Annotated in this window: 8 protein-coding genes and 1 pseudogene; 6 read left to right on the top strand and 3 right to left on the bottom strand. The window is 63.6% G+C overall.

Features of this window, described 5'->3' with window-relative positions:
- Positions 1–53: 53 nt before the first annotated feature.
- Both TU79_RS27025 and TU79_RS20365 read right to left on the bottom strand, forming a co-directional pair.
- A pseudogene (locus TU79_RS27025) lies at positions 54–569 on the bottom strand (methyl-accepting chemotaxis protein); the annotation flags it as partial.
- Positions 570–2,067: 1,498 nt separating this feature from the next.
- Positions 2,068–3,738, bottom strand: a complete 1,671-nt coding sequence (locus TU79_RS20365) for a response regulator (protein WP_057009684.1) — start codon at positions 3,736–3,738, stop codon at positions 2,068–2,070.
- A 390-nt stretch (positions 3,739–4,128) separates the two neighbouring features.
- Between TU79_RS20365 and TU79_RS20360 the strand changes: the two genes are divergently transcribed.
- The 5 genes from TU79_RS20360 (at position 4,129) to TU79_RS20340 (ending at position 9,247) form a co-directional block, all read left to right on the top strand.
- On the top strand, positions 4,129–5,106 hold the full coding sequence (locus tag TU79_RS20360; protein ID WP_414896187.1) for a DUF2333 family protein: 978 nt from the start codon (positions 4,129–4,131) through the stop codon (positions 5,104–5,106).
- Between the two features lie 2 nt (positions 5,107–5,108).
- Positions 5,109–5,645, top strand: a complete 537-nt coding sequence (locus TU79_RS20355) for an NUDIX hydrolase (protein WP_057009682.1) — start codon at positions 5,109–5,111, stop codon at positions 5,643–5,645.
- 183 nt (positions 5,646–5,828) lie between these two features.
- On the top strand, positions 5,829–6,200 hold the full coding sequence (locus TU79_RS20350) for a translation initiation factor Sui1 (protein WP_057009681.1): 372 nt from the start codon (positions 5,829–5,831) through the stop codon (positions 6,198–6,200).
- A 142-nt stretch (positions 6,201–6,342) separates the two neighbouring features.
- Positions 6,343–8,256, top strand: coding sequence for an arginine decarboxylase (speA, locus tag TU79_RS20345; RefSeq protein ID WP_003233168.1), 1,914 nt, complete (start codon positions 6,343–6,345; stop codon positions 8,254–8,256).
- 136 nt (positions 8,257–8,392) lie between these two features.
- The gene (locus TU79_RS20340; protein ID WP_057009680.1) at positions 8,393–9,247 is read left to right on the top strand and encodes an alpha/beta hydrolase; all 855 of its coding nucleotides are present in this window, start codon (positions 8,393–8,395) and stop codon (positions 9,245–9,247) included.
- Here the strand turns inward: TU79_RS20340 and TU79_RS20335 are convergent.
- A complete protein-coding gene (locus TU79_RS20335; protein WP_057009679.1) occupies positions 9,219–10,556 on the bottom strand; it encodes an MATE family efflux transporter in 1,338 nt (445 codons plus the stop codon). The genes TU79_RS20340 and TU79_RS20335 overlap by 29 nt on opposite strands.
- A gap of 238 nt (positions 10,557–10,794) precedes the next feature.
- Here TU79_RS20335 and TU79_RS20330 point away from each other — a divergent pair, with 238 nt between their 5' ends.
- Positions 10,795–15,690, top strand: coding sequence for an alpha-2-macroglobulin family protein (locus tag TU79_RS20330; protein WP_057009678.1), 4,896 nt, complete (start codon positions 10,795–10,797; stop codon positions 15,688–15,690).
- Positions 15,691–15,735: the final 45 nt, after the last annotated feature.

The following is a 15,735-nucleotide window of genomic DNA, read 5'->3' as shown; positions in this document are numbered from 1 at the left end:
TCCAGTCATTGGTGACACTGTCTCCATTGAGTTCTGGATCTGTACTGGGCAGGTTAGACGCGGAAGGCTTTGACCGCCGTGTTCAGTTGCCCGCCGAGCACCAGCAAGTGCTCGCCCTGGCTGCGGCCCTGGCCGATACGCAGCAGATTGTTCTCACCCAGTTGGTGAATCCGCTCGCTGTTGTCGCGTATCTCACTCACCGCGCCACTTTGTTGCGCGGTCACCTCGGCAATGCGCACCGCCGTCTCGGAAATGGTCTGGATCGCCTCGACGATCTCATCCAGCGCACCATCCGCCGCCTGGGCTTGCTGGGCGGTGGCCTCGGCGTGTTCGACCTGGGCGCGCATGCCTTGCACCGACTGATGGGCCGCGGTCTGCAGGCTGGCGATCAGGCTCTGGATCTGCGCGGTGGCGCCGGCCGTGCGCTGGGCGAGGGAGCGCACTTCGTCGGCGACCACGGCGAACCCGCGACCGGCCTCACCGGCACGGGCGGCTTCGATCGCTGCATTGAGCGCCAGCAGGTTGGTCTGTTCGGCAATCGAGCGGATTACCGTGAGCACGCCGCCAATGGTGGCCGATTCTTCCGCGAGCTTTTCGATCATCTGCGCGTTCTGCTGCACCTCGCCCACCAGCGCACGCAGCCCGGTCAGGCTCAGGCCGATCACGCGCTGGCCCTGTTCCACCGCCTGGCCGGCGCTGCGACTGGCGCCGGCGGCCTGGCTGGCATCGCCGGCAACCTGCTGGATGGTCGCCTCCAGTTCGCCCAGCGAATCGCGAATCTGCGCGGTGTCCCCGGCCTGGCGTTCGGCGCCGTCGTGCAGGCCGCTGCTCAGTTCGGCCAGGGTGCGGCTGGTGCCGGCCACCGCTTCGGCATTGCCGCGAATGGTGCCCACCAGTTCCACCAGATACGTGCGCAGACGGTTGAGAGACGCTTCGATGTCATGCAATTCGCGGTTGGTCCTGCCCAGGGCAATCGGCTGGCTGAAGTCGCCTTCGGCCCAAGTCGACAGGGCCGGGGCCAGGCTGGTCAGCTTGCGCGCCAGATGCCGTTGCAGGGTGTCGATCAGCAGCGCAATCAGCAGGATCAGGCCGATCATCAGCCCTTGCATCAGGCGCACTTCGCCCTGGATCTTGCCGTGCTGGGCGCGCACCACCGGTTCCAGTCCGGCAATGGCCTGCTGCACGGCGGCGATTTTCAGGTGGGTGGCGGCGCTGAGGTCGGTGCGTTGCTGGATCTGTTCGCGGGTGCGTTTGAGTTCGGCGGGGTAGCGGGTGAGCAGGCTGTTGAGTTCACGCTTGAGGTCGACGCCGGTGTCTTGGGCTTCGGTCTTCGTGGTGTTTTCCAAACCCATCAGCGCTGAAAAATCGTCGGTATTGGAGTCGGCGCTGGCCTTGACGCCCAGCAGCGGCAAGTGTTCCAGCACCTCGGCCTGGGTGCGCATATTGCTGACTTCGCGTTCTACATCGTCGGCCAGTTCCGCGCGCCCGCTGCTCACCAGCTTGTCGCGGGCCAGGGATAACCGGCCCAGGTGTTGCGATGCCGCCAGCAGCGGTGGCAGGTAGCGGGTGGCGTCTGCCGAGTTTATGCCGCTGGCGTACTGGCTGAGCTGGTCAAGGTTGGCGCCCAATTCGCGCTCGGCTTGCAGCAACAGCGCCTGCGGGTCGCCGGCCAGTTTGCCAGCGGCCAGCAGGTCGGTTCTGCTGAAGGCTTCCAGGTTGGTCAGGCTGGGGCGCAGGTTTTGCGCAAGTTCGGCGGGCAATTCGTCGAGCTGCTGCAACAGGGTTTCCAGGCTCTGGCTGGCGCTGCTCAGGCGCAGGGCATCGCCGCTGGCCAGGTAGTCGTCGATATTGCGCGCGGCCTGGTTCTGGAACGTTTGCGCCAGGCCCAGGTAGCGCTCCATGAGCAAATAGGGGCGCTCCAGTGCGCGTTGCGACCACCACAGCGTCGCCCCCAGCGCCAGGCACACGGCCACCAGCAGCAGGGTATTGAGATTGGTCAGCAGCTTCAGGCGCATGCGGGGTTTCTACCGACAGCAAAGGTAAGCGCCTGAAGTTATTGCGTTTCCATTACATCCTTATGACGGAATCAGTCGATTCCGGTGAAAAGATGGCACTTTGATTCGGCGCGTGTGCGGCATGTACGCGATTGCGCCCGGCGTGCTTGGCGCGGTACAGCGCTTCGTCGGCCTGGGCGGCCATCATCAGGCTGTCGGAATCGTCGCACAGCTCCACCAGTCCCGCGCTGAAGGTGCACCACAAATCCTGCGGCTTGGCCGGGTAGTGGATTTCGGCAAAGCGCTCGCGAATTTCATCCAGCACCTTGCTGGCCGATTCCAGGTCGGTGTCGGGCATCACGATGGCAAACTCTTCGCCGCCGTAGCGTCCGATGTAGTCGGTCTTGCGCAGGCGCTGCTTGAGAAACAGCGCCAGGCTCTTGATTACGCGGTCGCCCATGGGGTGGCCGTGGCTGTCATTGACCCGCTTGAAGTGGTCGATGTCGAGCATGGCAAAGCTCAGCGGCTTGTTTTCGCGGCGCGCGCGGAAGCTGCAGTCTTCGAGCAATTGCAGGATATGGGTGTGGTTGTACAGCCCGGTCAGGCTGTCGCGCACCATCCTCGCCTTGAGGTTGCGGGCGCGGGCGGCGCGGTTGCGCACGGTGGTGATCAGGTGGCGCGGCTTGATCGGCTTGGTGAGAAAGTCGTCGCCGCCTTCGCTCATGGCGTCCAGCTGCTTGTCGAGGTCGTCTTCGGCTGACAGGTAGATGATCGGCACGCTCACGTAGCGGTCGTTGTGGCGGATGACCTTGGCCAGTTCGGTGCCTGTGCAGGCGGGCATGTACATGTCGAGGATGATCAGGTCGGGCTGGAAGTCGGCCAGCTCGGCCATGGCCTGGATCGGCTCGATCAGTGTGCGGGTGACGATGCCGGCGCTGTTGAGCAGCCGCTCGGTGTGCAGCGCCTGGGCCCGCGAGTCGTCGATGATCAGCACTTTATAGGGCTCGTACTGGGCGACGCAGGTGAGCACCTCGATCTTTTCCAACAGGCTCGACGCTTCGAGAGTGCCGGTGAGGAACTCCTGGCCGCCGGCACGCACCGCCGCCAGGCGCGTCGGGGTGTCGGTTTCATGCAGGCTGAAAAACAGCAGTGGCAGTTTCTGCTCCAGCCCCTCCTGCGCTTCGGCGGCGAGCTTGAGGCCCAGGCCTGCGCCGCAGAAGTCCACGTCCATCACCAAGGCCGATGGCAGGCGCTCGGCCATGGACGAACGAAACGCCGCCACGCTGTCCAGGGACTGTGCGCTCAGGCCAAAGAATTCCAGCTGCTTGGCCAGGCGTTCGGCGCGGTCGTGATCGGCCAGCATCACGTAGATCGGTTTACGCATCGGCGGCAGGAAGGTTTGCTCCAACTGGTCGCCCTGACGCAGACCGGTGCGCGACAGGCGCTGCATCAGACGGTTGAGGTCGGTGATCAGGTGGCTGCTCAGACGACCGCGATTGGCGTCCACCGCGTTGAGCGATTCGCCAATATGCCGCGCCAGCTGGCTGTGTTCGGGCTGTTCGAAACGCTCGGCAAAGCGCAGCAGGCGCAGGTTGGCCTCACTGAGTTCGCGAAAGTCGGCCTCGGACCATTCGCTGCGTTGCAGGCGCTGCCAGATCTCGAGAATTTGACGCGCCTGATGAATTACCCGCTGGGCAAAATGGTGCTTGAGACGCTCACGGCTGGGGTCTTCTGACTCGGTCATATCCTGACTACTAGTTAGGCTGCATGCTGAGGTCGACTGATGGCGCTATGCTAGCACCTCTTTCGGTCGGATGAGTGTCGTATGTCAATAAACTGCGCACGGTTGATATTCGGTCACCGTTCTGCCCGTCGGGTCGCGCAAAAAAAAGCGTGCATCCTTTATAGTCGAGCGTCCGGCAACCGCCAGTTTGCGCAAAGCCTGCGCACTGACGGGCACGATGGGTTAGGGTTGTGGTCGGAATATTTGAACGCACGCCGCCTTTTGTAGTGCATGAACTCAAGTGATTGAAAGGATATCGCCATGCTGGACTGGAAAAACCGCGCAGGCAGTGCCAAAGGCCCCGCCCCTGAGCCCAAGTCGACCCACCGCAGCTATTTTCGTAGCGTACTGATGAGCCGCGCCGTGCTGGGTGTGCTCGGCTTGTACCTGTTGGTCACCGGCGCTCTGGGCTGGTACTGGAGCGAAGAGCCCGCGCTGTTTCCGGTGCAGCAGAATGCCCAGCTTGCCGCCGAGCAGGAAGGCAAGCAGATGGTGATCGGCTACACCACCGTCGAAACCCTCAAGACCGTGGTCGGCACCTTGCTGAACAAGCCGGGCGGTTACATTTCCAACGACCGTTTCCCGCCTGGCCTGTGGATGGACAACATGCCGAGCTGGGAATACGGCGTGCTGGTGCAGGTGCGTGACCTGACCCGTGCCCTGCGTAAGGACTTTGCCCGCTCCCAGTCCCAATCCGCCGAAGACGCTGACCTGGCCAAGGCCGAGCCGCGCTTCAACTTCGACAACAAGAGCTGGGTGCTGCCTTCCAGCGAGTCGGAATACCAGGAAGGCATCAACTCCCTGAACCGCTATGAAGCGCGTCTGTCCGACCCTAACCAGCGCGGCGCGCTGTTTTATGCGCGGGCCGACAACCTCAACAACTGGCTGGGCGATGTCGCCACGCGCCTGGGCTCGCTGTCGCAACGCCTGTCAGCCAGCGTGGGCCGGGTGAAACTCAACACCGCGCTGAAAACCGAGGCGCTGGCGCCGGGCGAAGTGCCGCAGGTCGATGAAGAAGTGGTGGAAACCCCGTGGATGCAGATCGACAACGTGTTCTACGAAGCGCGCGGCCAGGCCTGGGCCCTGTCCCACCTGCTGCGTGCCATTGAGGTCGATTTTGCCGACGTGCTGGCCAAGAAAAACGCCACCGTCAGCGTGCGCCAGATCATTCGTGAGCTGGAGGCCTCGCAGGAACCGGTGTGGAGTCCTATGATTCTTAACGGCAGTGGCTTCGGGGTACTGGCGAATCATTCGCTGGTGATGGCCAACTACATTTCCCGAGCAAACGCTGCAGTGATCGATTTGCGTCAGCTCCTCAATCAGGGTTGATGATGGACGCTCTTCAAAAAGAGGCCGCGCACCGAGCGGCCTCGGATGCTGAATTGATCTGCTGGGTGGACGGGCAGGACAACCTGCTCGGCCATCTTGTACGTTCCGACCTTCGCCAGCGCGGTCTTATCGGCCGTTGTACGTTCATCTTTCTGTTCAACACCAAAGGCGAGCTGTGTGTGCATCGGCGCACCCTGAGCAAGGCGCTGTATCCCGGGTTCTGGGACACCGCAGCCGGTGGCATGGTGGCGGCCGGGGAAAGCTACGCCGTGTCGGCCGCACGCGAGCTTGCAGAAGAACTTGGGGTGAGCGGGGTGGAGCTGGTCGAACATGACCACTTCTACTTCGAGGACGGCGACAGCCGCCTGTGGTGCACATCCTATTCCGCCGTGTGGGACGGACCGCTGTTGCTGCAGCCCGAAGAGGTCATGGAAGCGCGCTTTCTGCCCCTGGACGCCGTGCTCGCAGAGGCTGAGCAAAAGCCTTACTGCCCGGACGCCCAGGAGGGCTTGCGACGCTATCTGGCTTCACGTCGCTAAAGCGGCATGAATTGGCGCCATTTGGCCCTTAGCAAGCTGCGTTTTTGCCGTTACACTGCGCGCCTTTTCACCCGAACCGCCTTGGCGATTCGGTAGCGCTGCCCCTGCCTGAGTGGGGCTTCGCGGTCGATATTCGCCCGGTGCGAACGTCGATCAGTCTCCATCCTCCCAAGAGGATTGCCGGTGGCCAAAAAAGCCGCATCCTTCGCCGCCCTCGGCGGCCTGGTATTTTCCACCGACGCAGGTCGACACTGCCCGGACTGTCGTCAGCCCGTGGACGCCTGTACCTGCAAACAGACCCTGATCCCCGAAGGTGACGGCATTGCCCGCGTGCGCCGCGAAAGCAAGGGCCGTGGCGGCAAGACGGTGACCACCATCACCGGCGTGCCCCTGGCCGAAGACGCGCTCAAGGAGCTTGCCACCACGCTGAAGAAGCGCTGTGGCACCGGCGGCGCATTGAAGGACGGGGTCATCGAGATCCAGGGCGATCACGTCGAACTGCTGTTGGCCGAGCTGATCAAGCTCGGTTACAAGGCCAGGAAGTCCGGCGGCTGAAGGCCGCTTGCCAACCCGTGTCTAAACTCTGCCCCGCAGGCGAGGTCTCACCTGCTTACAGGCAAATCGTCATTTTCATTCTTTAGACTGCGCCAGCCTCCGCTTGAGGTGGCGCTTTCGCCTTCATTTATAGGGGACTTCGATGTCCGTACGACGCACACGCAAAGACGATGGCAGCCAATGGACCGTTGCGGACAGCCGCAGCGTTTATGGGATTCGCCATTGGGGGGCCGGGTATTTCGCGATCAATGAAGCCGGTCGCGTCGAAGTCCGTCCGAACGGCCCGAACAGCACGCCTGTCGACCTCTACGAGCAGGTCGACCAACTGCGTAAAAGCGGCCTGTCGCTGCCGTTGCTGGTGCGCTTCCCCGATATTCTGCAAGACCGTGTGCGCCAGCTCACCGGTGCCTTCGATGCGAACATCGAGCGTTTGGAATACCAGAGCAAATACACCGCGCTGTACCCGATCAAGGTGAACCAGCAGGAAGCGGTGATCGAAAACATCATCGCCACCCAGAACGTGTCCATCGGCCTGGAAGCCGGTTCCAAGCCGGAGCTGCTGGCGGTGCTGGCCCTGGCGCCGAAGGGCGGCACCATTGTCTGCAACGGTTACAAGGACCGCGAGTTCATCCGCCTGGCGCTGATGGGCCAGAAGCTCGGTCACAACGTATTTATCGTGATCGAGAAAGAATCCGAAGTTGAGCTGGTGATCGAAGAGGCCGCCAGCCTCAAGGTCAAGCCACAGGTGGGCCTGCGCGTGCGCCTGTCGTCCCTGGCGTCGAGCAAGTGGGCGGACACCGGTGGCGAGAAGTCCAAGTTCGGTTTGTCGGCGGCGCAATTGCTGTCGGTGGTTGAGCGTTTCCGCGCCGCCGGCCTGGATCAGGGCATCCGCCTGCTGCACTTTCACATGGGTTCGCAGATCGCCAACCTGGCCGACTACCAGCACGGGTTCAAGGAAGCCATTCGTTACTACGGCGAACTGCGCAACCTCGGCCTGCCGGTGGACCACATCGATGTCGGCGGTGGCCTGGGCGTGGACTACGACGGTACCCACTCGCGCAACGCCAGCTCCATCAACTACGACATGGACGACTACGCCGGCGTGGTGGTGGGCATGCTCAAGGAATTCTGCGACGCGCAGAGCCTGCCGCACCCGAACATCTTCTCCGAAAGCGGCCGCTCGCTGACCGCTCACCACGCCATGCTGGTGGTGCAGGTCACCGACGTCGAGAAACACAACGACGAAATCCCGACCATCGAAAACAAGGAAAGCCTGCCGGAAACCGTGCAATGGCTGGTGGACCTGCTCGGCCCGACCGACATCGAGATGGTCACCGAAACCTACTGGCGCGCCACCCACTACATGAGCGACGTGGCCACCCAGTACGCCGACGGCAAACTGACCCTGGCCGAAAAAGCCCTGGCCGAACAATGCTACTTCGCCGTGTGCCGCCGCCTGCACAACTCGCTCAAGGCGCGTCAGCGTTCCCACCGCCAGGTGCTGGACGAACTCAACGACAAGCTGGCCGACAAGTACATCTGCAACTTCTCGGTCTTCCAGAGCCTGCCCGACACCTGGGCCATCGGCCAGGTGCTGCCGATTTTGCCGTTGCACCGCCTCGACGAAGAGCCGCTGCGCCGCGCGGTGCTGCAGGACCTGACCTGCGACTCCGACGGCAAGATCAAGCAGTACGTCGACGAGCAAAGCATCGAAACCAGCCTGCCGGTGCACGCCCTCAACGAAGGCGAAGACTACCTGCTGGGTATCTTCCTGGTGGGCGCATACCAGGAAATTCTTGGTGACATGCACAACCTGTTCGGTGATACCGACTCGGTGAACATCTACCAGCGCGAAGACGGTTCGGTGTACAGCGCCGGCATCGAGACCCACGACACCATCGAAGACATGCTGCGTTATGTGCACCTGTCGCCGGAGGAGTTGATGACTCACTACCGCGACAAGTGCGCGAGCGCGAAGATCTCCGCCTCGGAGCGTACGCAGTTTCTGGACGCGTTGCGTTTGGGCCTCACGCGCTCTTCGTACCTGTCCTCGTAACCCATGCGAGAGGGGGCTTGCTCCCGATGGCGGTTGGTCAGTTGGTGCATATGTCGACTGACACACGGCCATCGGGAGCAAGCCCCCTCCCACATTTGAAGCACTGCTGATCCTGAAATTCTCTGGGGGCTGAGCAATGTCGAGCAAATGGCTGCAAATGTTCACCCTGGCGATGGCTGCCTTCATGGCCGCCTGCTCGCCCATCAAAGTGCTCAACGCACTCACGCCCTCCAGCACCTTCACCAAAACACCCGCAATCGCCTATGGCAGCGACCCCCGGCAGAAACTCGATGTCTACCGGCCACTCCCGGCCGTCTCGAATGCCCCCGTGGTGGTGTTTTTCTACGGCGGCAGCTGGAACAGTGGCTCCAGAGAGGATTACGGTTTTGTCGGCGAAGCCCTCGCCTCGCGCGGCATTGTGGTGGTGATTGCCGATTACCGGCTCTACCCGCAAGTCCGCTACCCCGCATTTTTGCAGGACGGTGCCACAGCAGTCGCTTGGACCGTTCAGCACGGCGCCGACCCCAAGCGGCTTTACGTGATGGGCCACAGCTCCGGCGCCTACAACGCGTCGATGCTGGCGCTGGATGCACGCTGGCTGAAAGAGGTGGGTCTGACGCCGTCGGTATTCAAAGGCTGGATCGGCCTGGCCGGGCCTTATGACTTTCTGCCGATTGAAAACCCGGACGTGAAACCGGTGTTTTTCTTCCCCGATTCACCGCCGGATTCGCAACCGATCAACCATGTCAGCGCTGCGGCGCCGCCCAGCCTGTTGATTGCTTCCAACGATGACAACCTGGTCAATCCCACGCGCAATACCGGTGGGCTGGCTGAACGCTTGAGGGCGGCAGGGGTGCCGGTGCAGGCGTTCTATTTCGGCCGCACCAACCATCAGACGCTGGTGGCGGCCATGTCCAAACCCCTGCGCTGGCTGGCGCCGGTGCTGGAGCGCGTCACGGCATTCATCCAAGCCAGCGACCCTGTCGATTAAGGCGCCAGGCAATGGCCCACAAGGTAAGGCTGCGCACGGCCATGAACAGCAGGAAGCTGATCCACAGGCCGTGGTTGCCGCAGCCCTGCAACAGCCAGGCGATGGGCAGCAGGATCAGCACCGTCAGCAGCATGCCGTTGCGCATCTCCCGCGCGCGGGTGGCGCCGATAAACAGCCCGTCGAGTACGTAACTCCACACCGCAATCAGCGGCAGCACGGCCAGATAGGGCAGGTAGCGGTCGGCGGTGTCGCGCACGCTGGGGATGTCGGTCTGCATGGCGATAAACAGATGGCCGGCGAAGGTGAACAGCAGGGCGAACCCGACGCTGGCGATCAGCGACCAGCCGCAGGCAACGATCAGTGAGCGGCGCAAGGCCTGACGGTCGTGGGCGCCGATGGCGTGACCGCACAGGGCTTCCACCGCGTGGGCCAGGCCGTCGAGCGCGTGGGCGGTCAGCAACAGGCCGTTGAGCAGCAGCGCATTGGCCGCCACCGTGGCATCGCCCAGGCGTGCGCCCTGCACGGTGATCATGAAAAACACCGACTGCAAGGCCAGGCTGCGGATAAAAATATCGCGGTTGACCGCCAGCAGCGGCTGCCAGTTTTGCCACACCTTGAGCGCGGCCCAGGCGATCTGCCCGGGGTAGGCGCGCAGGGCCTTTTGCGTGAGCGCCAGGCCGAGCAGGGCGCCGGTCCATTCGGCGATCACCGACGCGCGGGCGGAGCCGACCACGCCCCAATCCAGGCCGAGCACGAACCACAGGTTGAGTGCGATGTTCACCAGGTTGGTGGTCAGCAGAATCGCCAGCGGTGCACGGGCGTTCTGCGTGCCGAGGAACCAGCCGACCAGGGCGTAGCTGGCCAGCGCGGCGGGCAGGCCGAACAGGCGGGCGTGGAAGAACTCGCGGGTGAGCTGGCCCAGTTCGGCCGAGGGCTGCATCCATTCCAGCGCCAGATGGCTCAGGGGTATGCCCACGGTGCCGAGCAGCATCGCCAGGCCCAGCGCCAGCAGCAGACCTTGCAGCAGAATTTGCCGCAACGCCGTGCCGTCATTGCGCCCGGCAGCCTGGGCGGCAAAGCCGGTTGCGCCCATGCGCAGAAAGCCCATGGCCCAGGCGAGGAAGGTATACAGCGTGGCCCCGACCGCGACGGCGCCCAACTGATGGGCGTGGGGCAGGTGGCCGATGACCATGCTGTCCACCAGCGCCACCAGCGGCACGGAAATATTCGAAAGAATCATCGGCGCCGCCAGCGCCCAGACACGGCGATGAGTGGGGCGGTCGCGCCAGTCGTTCAGTAAGGTCGGCATGGGGGCTCCTTCGGGGAGCGGCATTGTAACCTCGTATCAGCCACACCAAGGAACCACTGTGGGAGGCGTTGTCGCTCAGCAAACAGAGCCTCTGTGGTTGCCTGAAGTTTCAGGTTTTAAAATCAACCCGTTATTTTGTGTTTGATCACAGATCTCTCCCACCTTTTGATCTCCAGCGGCAGTCTCGCTTAGGCTGATATATAGTTCACACCCGGTTCCCTCTCATTACGAGTGCCCCATGCTTAACAAAGGATTGTTCCTGGCCTGTGCGCTGGCCCTGCTGAGCGCCTGCGATTCCTCCGATAAACCGGCTGCACCGTCTGCGCCCAGCGCGGCGGCGGTGCCCAAATCGGCCAAGGCGGCGCCGGATGTGGCCGCGTTGAAGCAACGCTATGCCGGGCGCGAGTTGAGCGTGGTGGACGTGTCCGAAGTACAGCTGGACGGGGCCAGTACCTTGTCGGTGAGCTTTTCCATCCCGTTGGATCCGGACCAGAAATTCGCCGACAAGCTGCATCTGGTCGACAGCAAGTCGGGCAAGGTCGATGGCGCCTGGGAGCTGTCCGACAACCTGATGGAGCTGCGCCTGCGTCACCTGGAGCCGCAGCGCAAGCTGGTCCTCACCGTCGACCCCGGCGTGAAGGCGGTGAACAACAACCTGCTGCCCGCCGAATACACCGCGCGCCTTGAAACCCGAGACCTGCAAGCCACTGTGGGTTTTGCCAGCCGCGGCACGCTGTTGCCCACGCGTCTGGCCGAAGGTTTGCCGGTGATCGCGCTGAATGTCGACAAGATCGATGTGGAATTCTTCCGCATCAAGCCTGAATCCCTGCCCACGTTCCTGGCGCAATGGGGTCGCAACACCAGCCTGCAAAGTTATGAATCCCAGGAACTGCTGCCCCTGGCCGACCTGGTCTACGGCGGCCGTTTCGACCTGAACCCGGCGCGCAACACCCGTGAAACCCTGTTGTTGCCGATCGCCGGCCTGAAGCAATTGCAGCAGCCGGGCGTGTACCTGGCGGTGATGCGCGCGTCGGGCACCTACAACTATTCGCAACCGGCCACGCTGTTCACCTTGAGTGATATCGGCCTGTCGGTGCACCGCTACGCCAATCGTCTGGATGTGTTCACCCAAGCGCTGGAAGGTGGCAAGGCGCTGGAGGGCGTCGAGCTTGAAGTGCTGGACGCCGAGGGCCGCGTATTGGGTCAGGGCAAGACCGAACAGGGCGGCCACGCCGAGTTGCCGCTGCCGAAAAAGGCCCAGGTGCTGCTGGCCAAACAGGGCGAGCAAACCAGCCTGTTGCGTCTGGACAGTGCGGCGCTGGACCTGGCCGAATTCGATATCGGCGGGCAACCGTCACACCCGTTGCAGTTTTTTGTGTTCGGCCCGCGCGACCTGTACCGCCCCGGCGAAACCGTGCTGCTCAATGCCCTGCTGCGCGACAAGGACGGCAACGCCGTCAAGCCGCAGCCGGTGAGCGTCGAGGTGCGCCGCCCGGACGAACAGGTGAGCCGCAAATTCGTGTGGGAGGCCGATGCCTCCGGCCTCTATCAATACCCCTTGCAACTGGCCGGCGAAGCGCCCACCGGGCGCTGGCAACTGGTGTTCGACCTGGGCGACGGCAAGCCGCAGTTGTATGAATTTCTCGTCGAGGATTTCCTGCCCGAGCGGTTGGCGCTGGAACTCAAGGGCAGCGACACCGCGCTGAGCCCGGCGGACAACCCGGTCATCCAGGTGAATGGGCGCTACCTGTACGGCGCCCCGGCGTCGGGCAATCGGGTCAGCGGCCAGGTGTATGTGCGCCCGCTGCGCGAAGCGGTCAAGTCGCTGCCGGGTTATCAGTTCGGCTCGGTCACTGAAGAAGAGCTGAGCCAGGATTTCGAGCTGGACGAAAGCGTGCTCGACGCCAAGGGCCAGCAGGCGTTGACCCTGGAAAGCAAATGGGCCGAGGCCAAATCACCGCTGCAACTGATCGTGCAGGCCAGCCTGCAGGAGTCCGGCGGGCGCCCGATCACCCGGCGCCTGGTGCAGCCGGTCTGGCCGGCCGAGCAACTGCCGGGCCTGCGCGGGCTGTTTGACGGCAAGGAAACCCAGGGTGACGGCCCGGCGGAATTCGAAGTGCTGGTGGCCAACCAGGCGGGGCAGAAACTCGCCGCGCAGAACCTCAAGGTGCGCCTGGTGCGCGAGCGTCGTGACTACTACTGGAACTACTCCGACAACGACGGCTGGAGCTATCACTTCAACGAAAAATTCCTCAACCTCGACGAGCAGACCCTCAATATCAAGGCCGGCGATACCGCCAGGGTCAGCTTCCAGGTGGAGTGGGGCCCTTACCGCGTCGAGGTTGAAGACCCGCAGACCGGGCTGGTCAGCAGCCTGCGGTTCTGGGCCGGCTACCAGGCCCAGGACAATACCGAAGGCGGCGCCGTACGGCCGGATCAGGTCAAGCTGGCGCTGGATAAACCCGCCTATGGCGACGGCGACACCGCCAACGTCACGGTGACGCCGCCGGCGGCCGGTAAGGGCTACCTGCTGGTGGAATCCGCCGAAGGGCCGTTATGGTGGCAGGAAATCGACGTGCCGGCCGAAGGCAAAAGCTTCGCTGTGAAACTCGACCCGAAATGGGCGCGGCATGACCTCTACGTTAGCGCCCTGGTGGTTCGTCCCGGCGAGCGCAAGGCCAATATCACCCCCAAGCGCGCCGTGGGCCTGCTGCACCTGCCGCTGGATCGCGCCCAGCGCAAACTCGGCCTGACCCTCACCGCGCCGGAAAAAATGCGCCCCAAACAACCGCTGACGGTGAAGATCGCCGCCAAAAATGCCGACGGCAGCGTGCCCAGGCAGGTGCATGTGCTGCTGGCGGCGGTGGACGTGGGCATCCTCAATATCACCGAATACCCGACGCCCGACCCGTACTCCAGCTTGTTCGGTCGCAAGGCCTACGGTGTCGATCAGTTCGACATCTACGGCCAGTTGATCGAAGCCGGGCAGGGCCGTCTGGCCAGCCTGGCGTTCGGTGGCGACGCCGCGCTGGCCAAGGGCGGCAAGCGCCCGGACACCAGCGTGACCATCGTCGCCCTGCAAAGTGCGCCGGTTACCTTGAACGAGCAGGGTGAGGGCGAAGTCAGCGTCAATATTCCCGACTTCAACGGCGAACTGCGCCTGATGGCCCAGGCCTGGAGCGATGACCGCTACGGCATGGCCGAGGGCAAGACGGTGATCGCCGCACCGCTGATCGCTGAACTGTCGGCGCCGCGCTTTCTGGCCGGTGGCGACCAGACCACCCTGGCGCTGGACCTGTCCAACCTGTCCGGCAAGGCGCAGAAACTGGAGGTGCAGTTGAGCGCCGAAGGGCAACTGGAACTGGTCAATGGCGGTGCGCAAACCGTCGAGTTGAAACAGGGGCAGCGCACCACGCTGCGCATTCCGGTGAAAGCCTGGGGCGGCCTGGGGCAGGGCAAGGTCAAGGTGAGCGTCAATGGCCTGGACCTGCCAGGGGAAAACCTGCCGCCGTTCAGCCGCGAGTGGACCTTGGGCGTGCGCCCGGCCTACCCGGCGTTGCTCAAACATTACCGCGCCGTGCTCAAGGACCAGCCGTGGAGCCTGCCGGCGGGCGCGCTGGATCAGTTCGATGCCTCCGGGCGTGAGGCGCTGTTGAGCCTGTCGAGCCGACCGCCGTTGAACCTGGGCGCGCAAATCGCGGCGCTCAAGGCGTATCCCTACGGCTGCCTGGAGCAAACCGCCAGCGGCCTGTACCCGTCGCTGTATGCCGATGAGGCGTTGCTCAAACGCCTGAGCATCAAGGGCGAACCGGACGCCGAGCGCAAGCGCAAGATTGAGCTGGGCATCGAGCGTCTGCTGGGCATGCAGCGCTATAACGGCAGCTTTGGCCTGTGGGGCGCCGATGGCGAGGAGGAATACTGGCTGACCGCCTACGTCACCGACTTCCTGCTGCGCGCCCGCGACCAGGGGTTTGCCGTACCGCCTGAAGCCTTGAAAAAAGCCAGTGAGCGCCTGCTGCGCTATGTGCAGGAGCGCAACCTGATCGAGGTGGATTACAGCGACAACGCCGAACACACCCGCTTTGCCGTGCAGGCCTACGCCGGCATGGTGCTGGCGCGCAGTCAGCAGGCGCCGTTGGGCGCATTGCGCAGCATTTTCGAGCGGCGCAGCGACGCGCGTTCCGGGTTGCCGCTGGTGCAATTGTCCATCGCCTTGCAGAAGATGGGCGACCAGCCGCGTGCCGATCAGGCATTGCAGGCAGGGCTCGCCGCCCAGCGCAGCGCCAGGGAATGGCTGGCCGATTACGGCAGCCCACTGCGCGATCAGGCGATGATCCTGGCGTTGCTGGAGGAAAATGACCTGGCCAAGGGCACGCGTGAAGAGCGCCTGTTCAGCTTGTCGGACCAGTTGGCGGCCAGTCCGTACCTGTCGACCCAGGAGCGCAATTCACTGTTTCTGGCCGGGCGGCTCGGGTTTGCCCAACCCGAGGCGAACTGGCAGGTCGCCTTGACCGGCAGCGGCGGTGCGCAGGCACTGAACAACCAGCACTCGACCGTGCAACTGGATGACACGTCGCTGGCGGGCGACCTCAGCCTGAGCAATGGGGGCGAAACGCCGGTGTATCAGCAACTGACGATTTCGGGTTATCCACAGGTGCCCCCGGCGCCGGGCGGCGACAACCTGAGTATCCACCGCGAATACCTGGGCATGAACGGCCAGCCGTTGAACCTGCGTAACCTCAACAGCGGCGACCTGGTGCTGGTGCACTTGACGGTCGGCGCCAAACAGCGCGTGCCGGATGCGCTGGTGGTGGACCTGCTGCCGGCCGGCCTGGAGCTGGAAAACCAGAACCTGGCGCAAAGCGCCGCCAGCCTTGAGAACGCCAGCAGCCAGGTGAAGGAATGGCGCGAGTCGATGCAGAACGCATCGCTCAAACATCAGGAGTTCCGCGATGACCGCTATGTGGCGGCGCTGAACCTGGACGGCTACGGCGCCACGCACCTGCTGTACCTGGCGCGTGCGGTCACTCCGGGCACCTACCGTGTGCCGCCGCCGCAGGTGGAGTCGATGTACCGGCCGAACTGGCAGGCGGTGGGCGAGACCCCGGCAGACATGGTGATCAAGGGCCGCTGAGGGCCCGAATTGAAGACAGGCAAATGTGGGAGGGGGCAGGCTGGG

It is taken from the genome of Pseudomonas trivialis, from assembly GCF_001439805.1.
Classification (GTDB): Bacteria; Pseudomonadota; Gammaproteobacteria; order Pseudomonadales; family Pseudomonadaceae; genus Aquipseudomonas; species Aquipseudomonas trivialis.
Note: the sequence above shows the minus strand (reverse complement) of the source record. Positions and strands in the feature narration are given on the sequence as shown.

What these genes read in the sequence shown, in the direction of transcription:
- TU79_RS20365 (WP_057009684.1), bottom strand. Translation starts at nt 3,738, where the DNA reads ATGACCGAGTCAGAAGACCCCAGCCGTGAGCGTCTCAAGCACCATTTT.
- TU79_RS20360 (WP_414896187.1), top strand. Translation starts at nt 4,129, where the DNA reads ATGAGCCGCGCCGTGCTGGGTGTGCTCGGCTTGTACCTGTTGGTCACC.
- TU79_RS20355 (WP_057009682.1), top strand. Translation starts at nt 5,109, where the DNA reads ATGGACGCTCTTCAAAAAGAGGCCGCGCACCGAGCGGCCTCGGATGCT.
- speA (WP_003233168.1), top strand. Translation starts at nt 6,343, where the DNA reads ATGTCCGTACGACGCACACGCAAAGACGATGGCAGCCAATGGACCGTT.
- TU79_RS20340 (WP_057009680.1), top strand. Translation starts at nt 8,393, where the DNA reads ATGTCGAGCAAATGGCTGCAAATGTTCACCCTGGCGATGGCTGCCTTC.
- TU79_RS20335 (WP_057009679.1), bottom strand. Translation starts at nt 10,556, where the DNA reads ATGCCGACCTTACTGAACGACTGGCGCGACCGCCCCACTCATCGCCGT.
- TU79_RS20330 (WP_057009678.1), top strand. Translation starts at nt 10,795, where the DNA reads ATGCTTAACAAAGGATTGTTCCTGGCCTGTGCGCTGGCCCTGCTGAGC.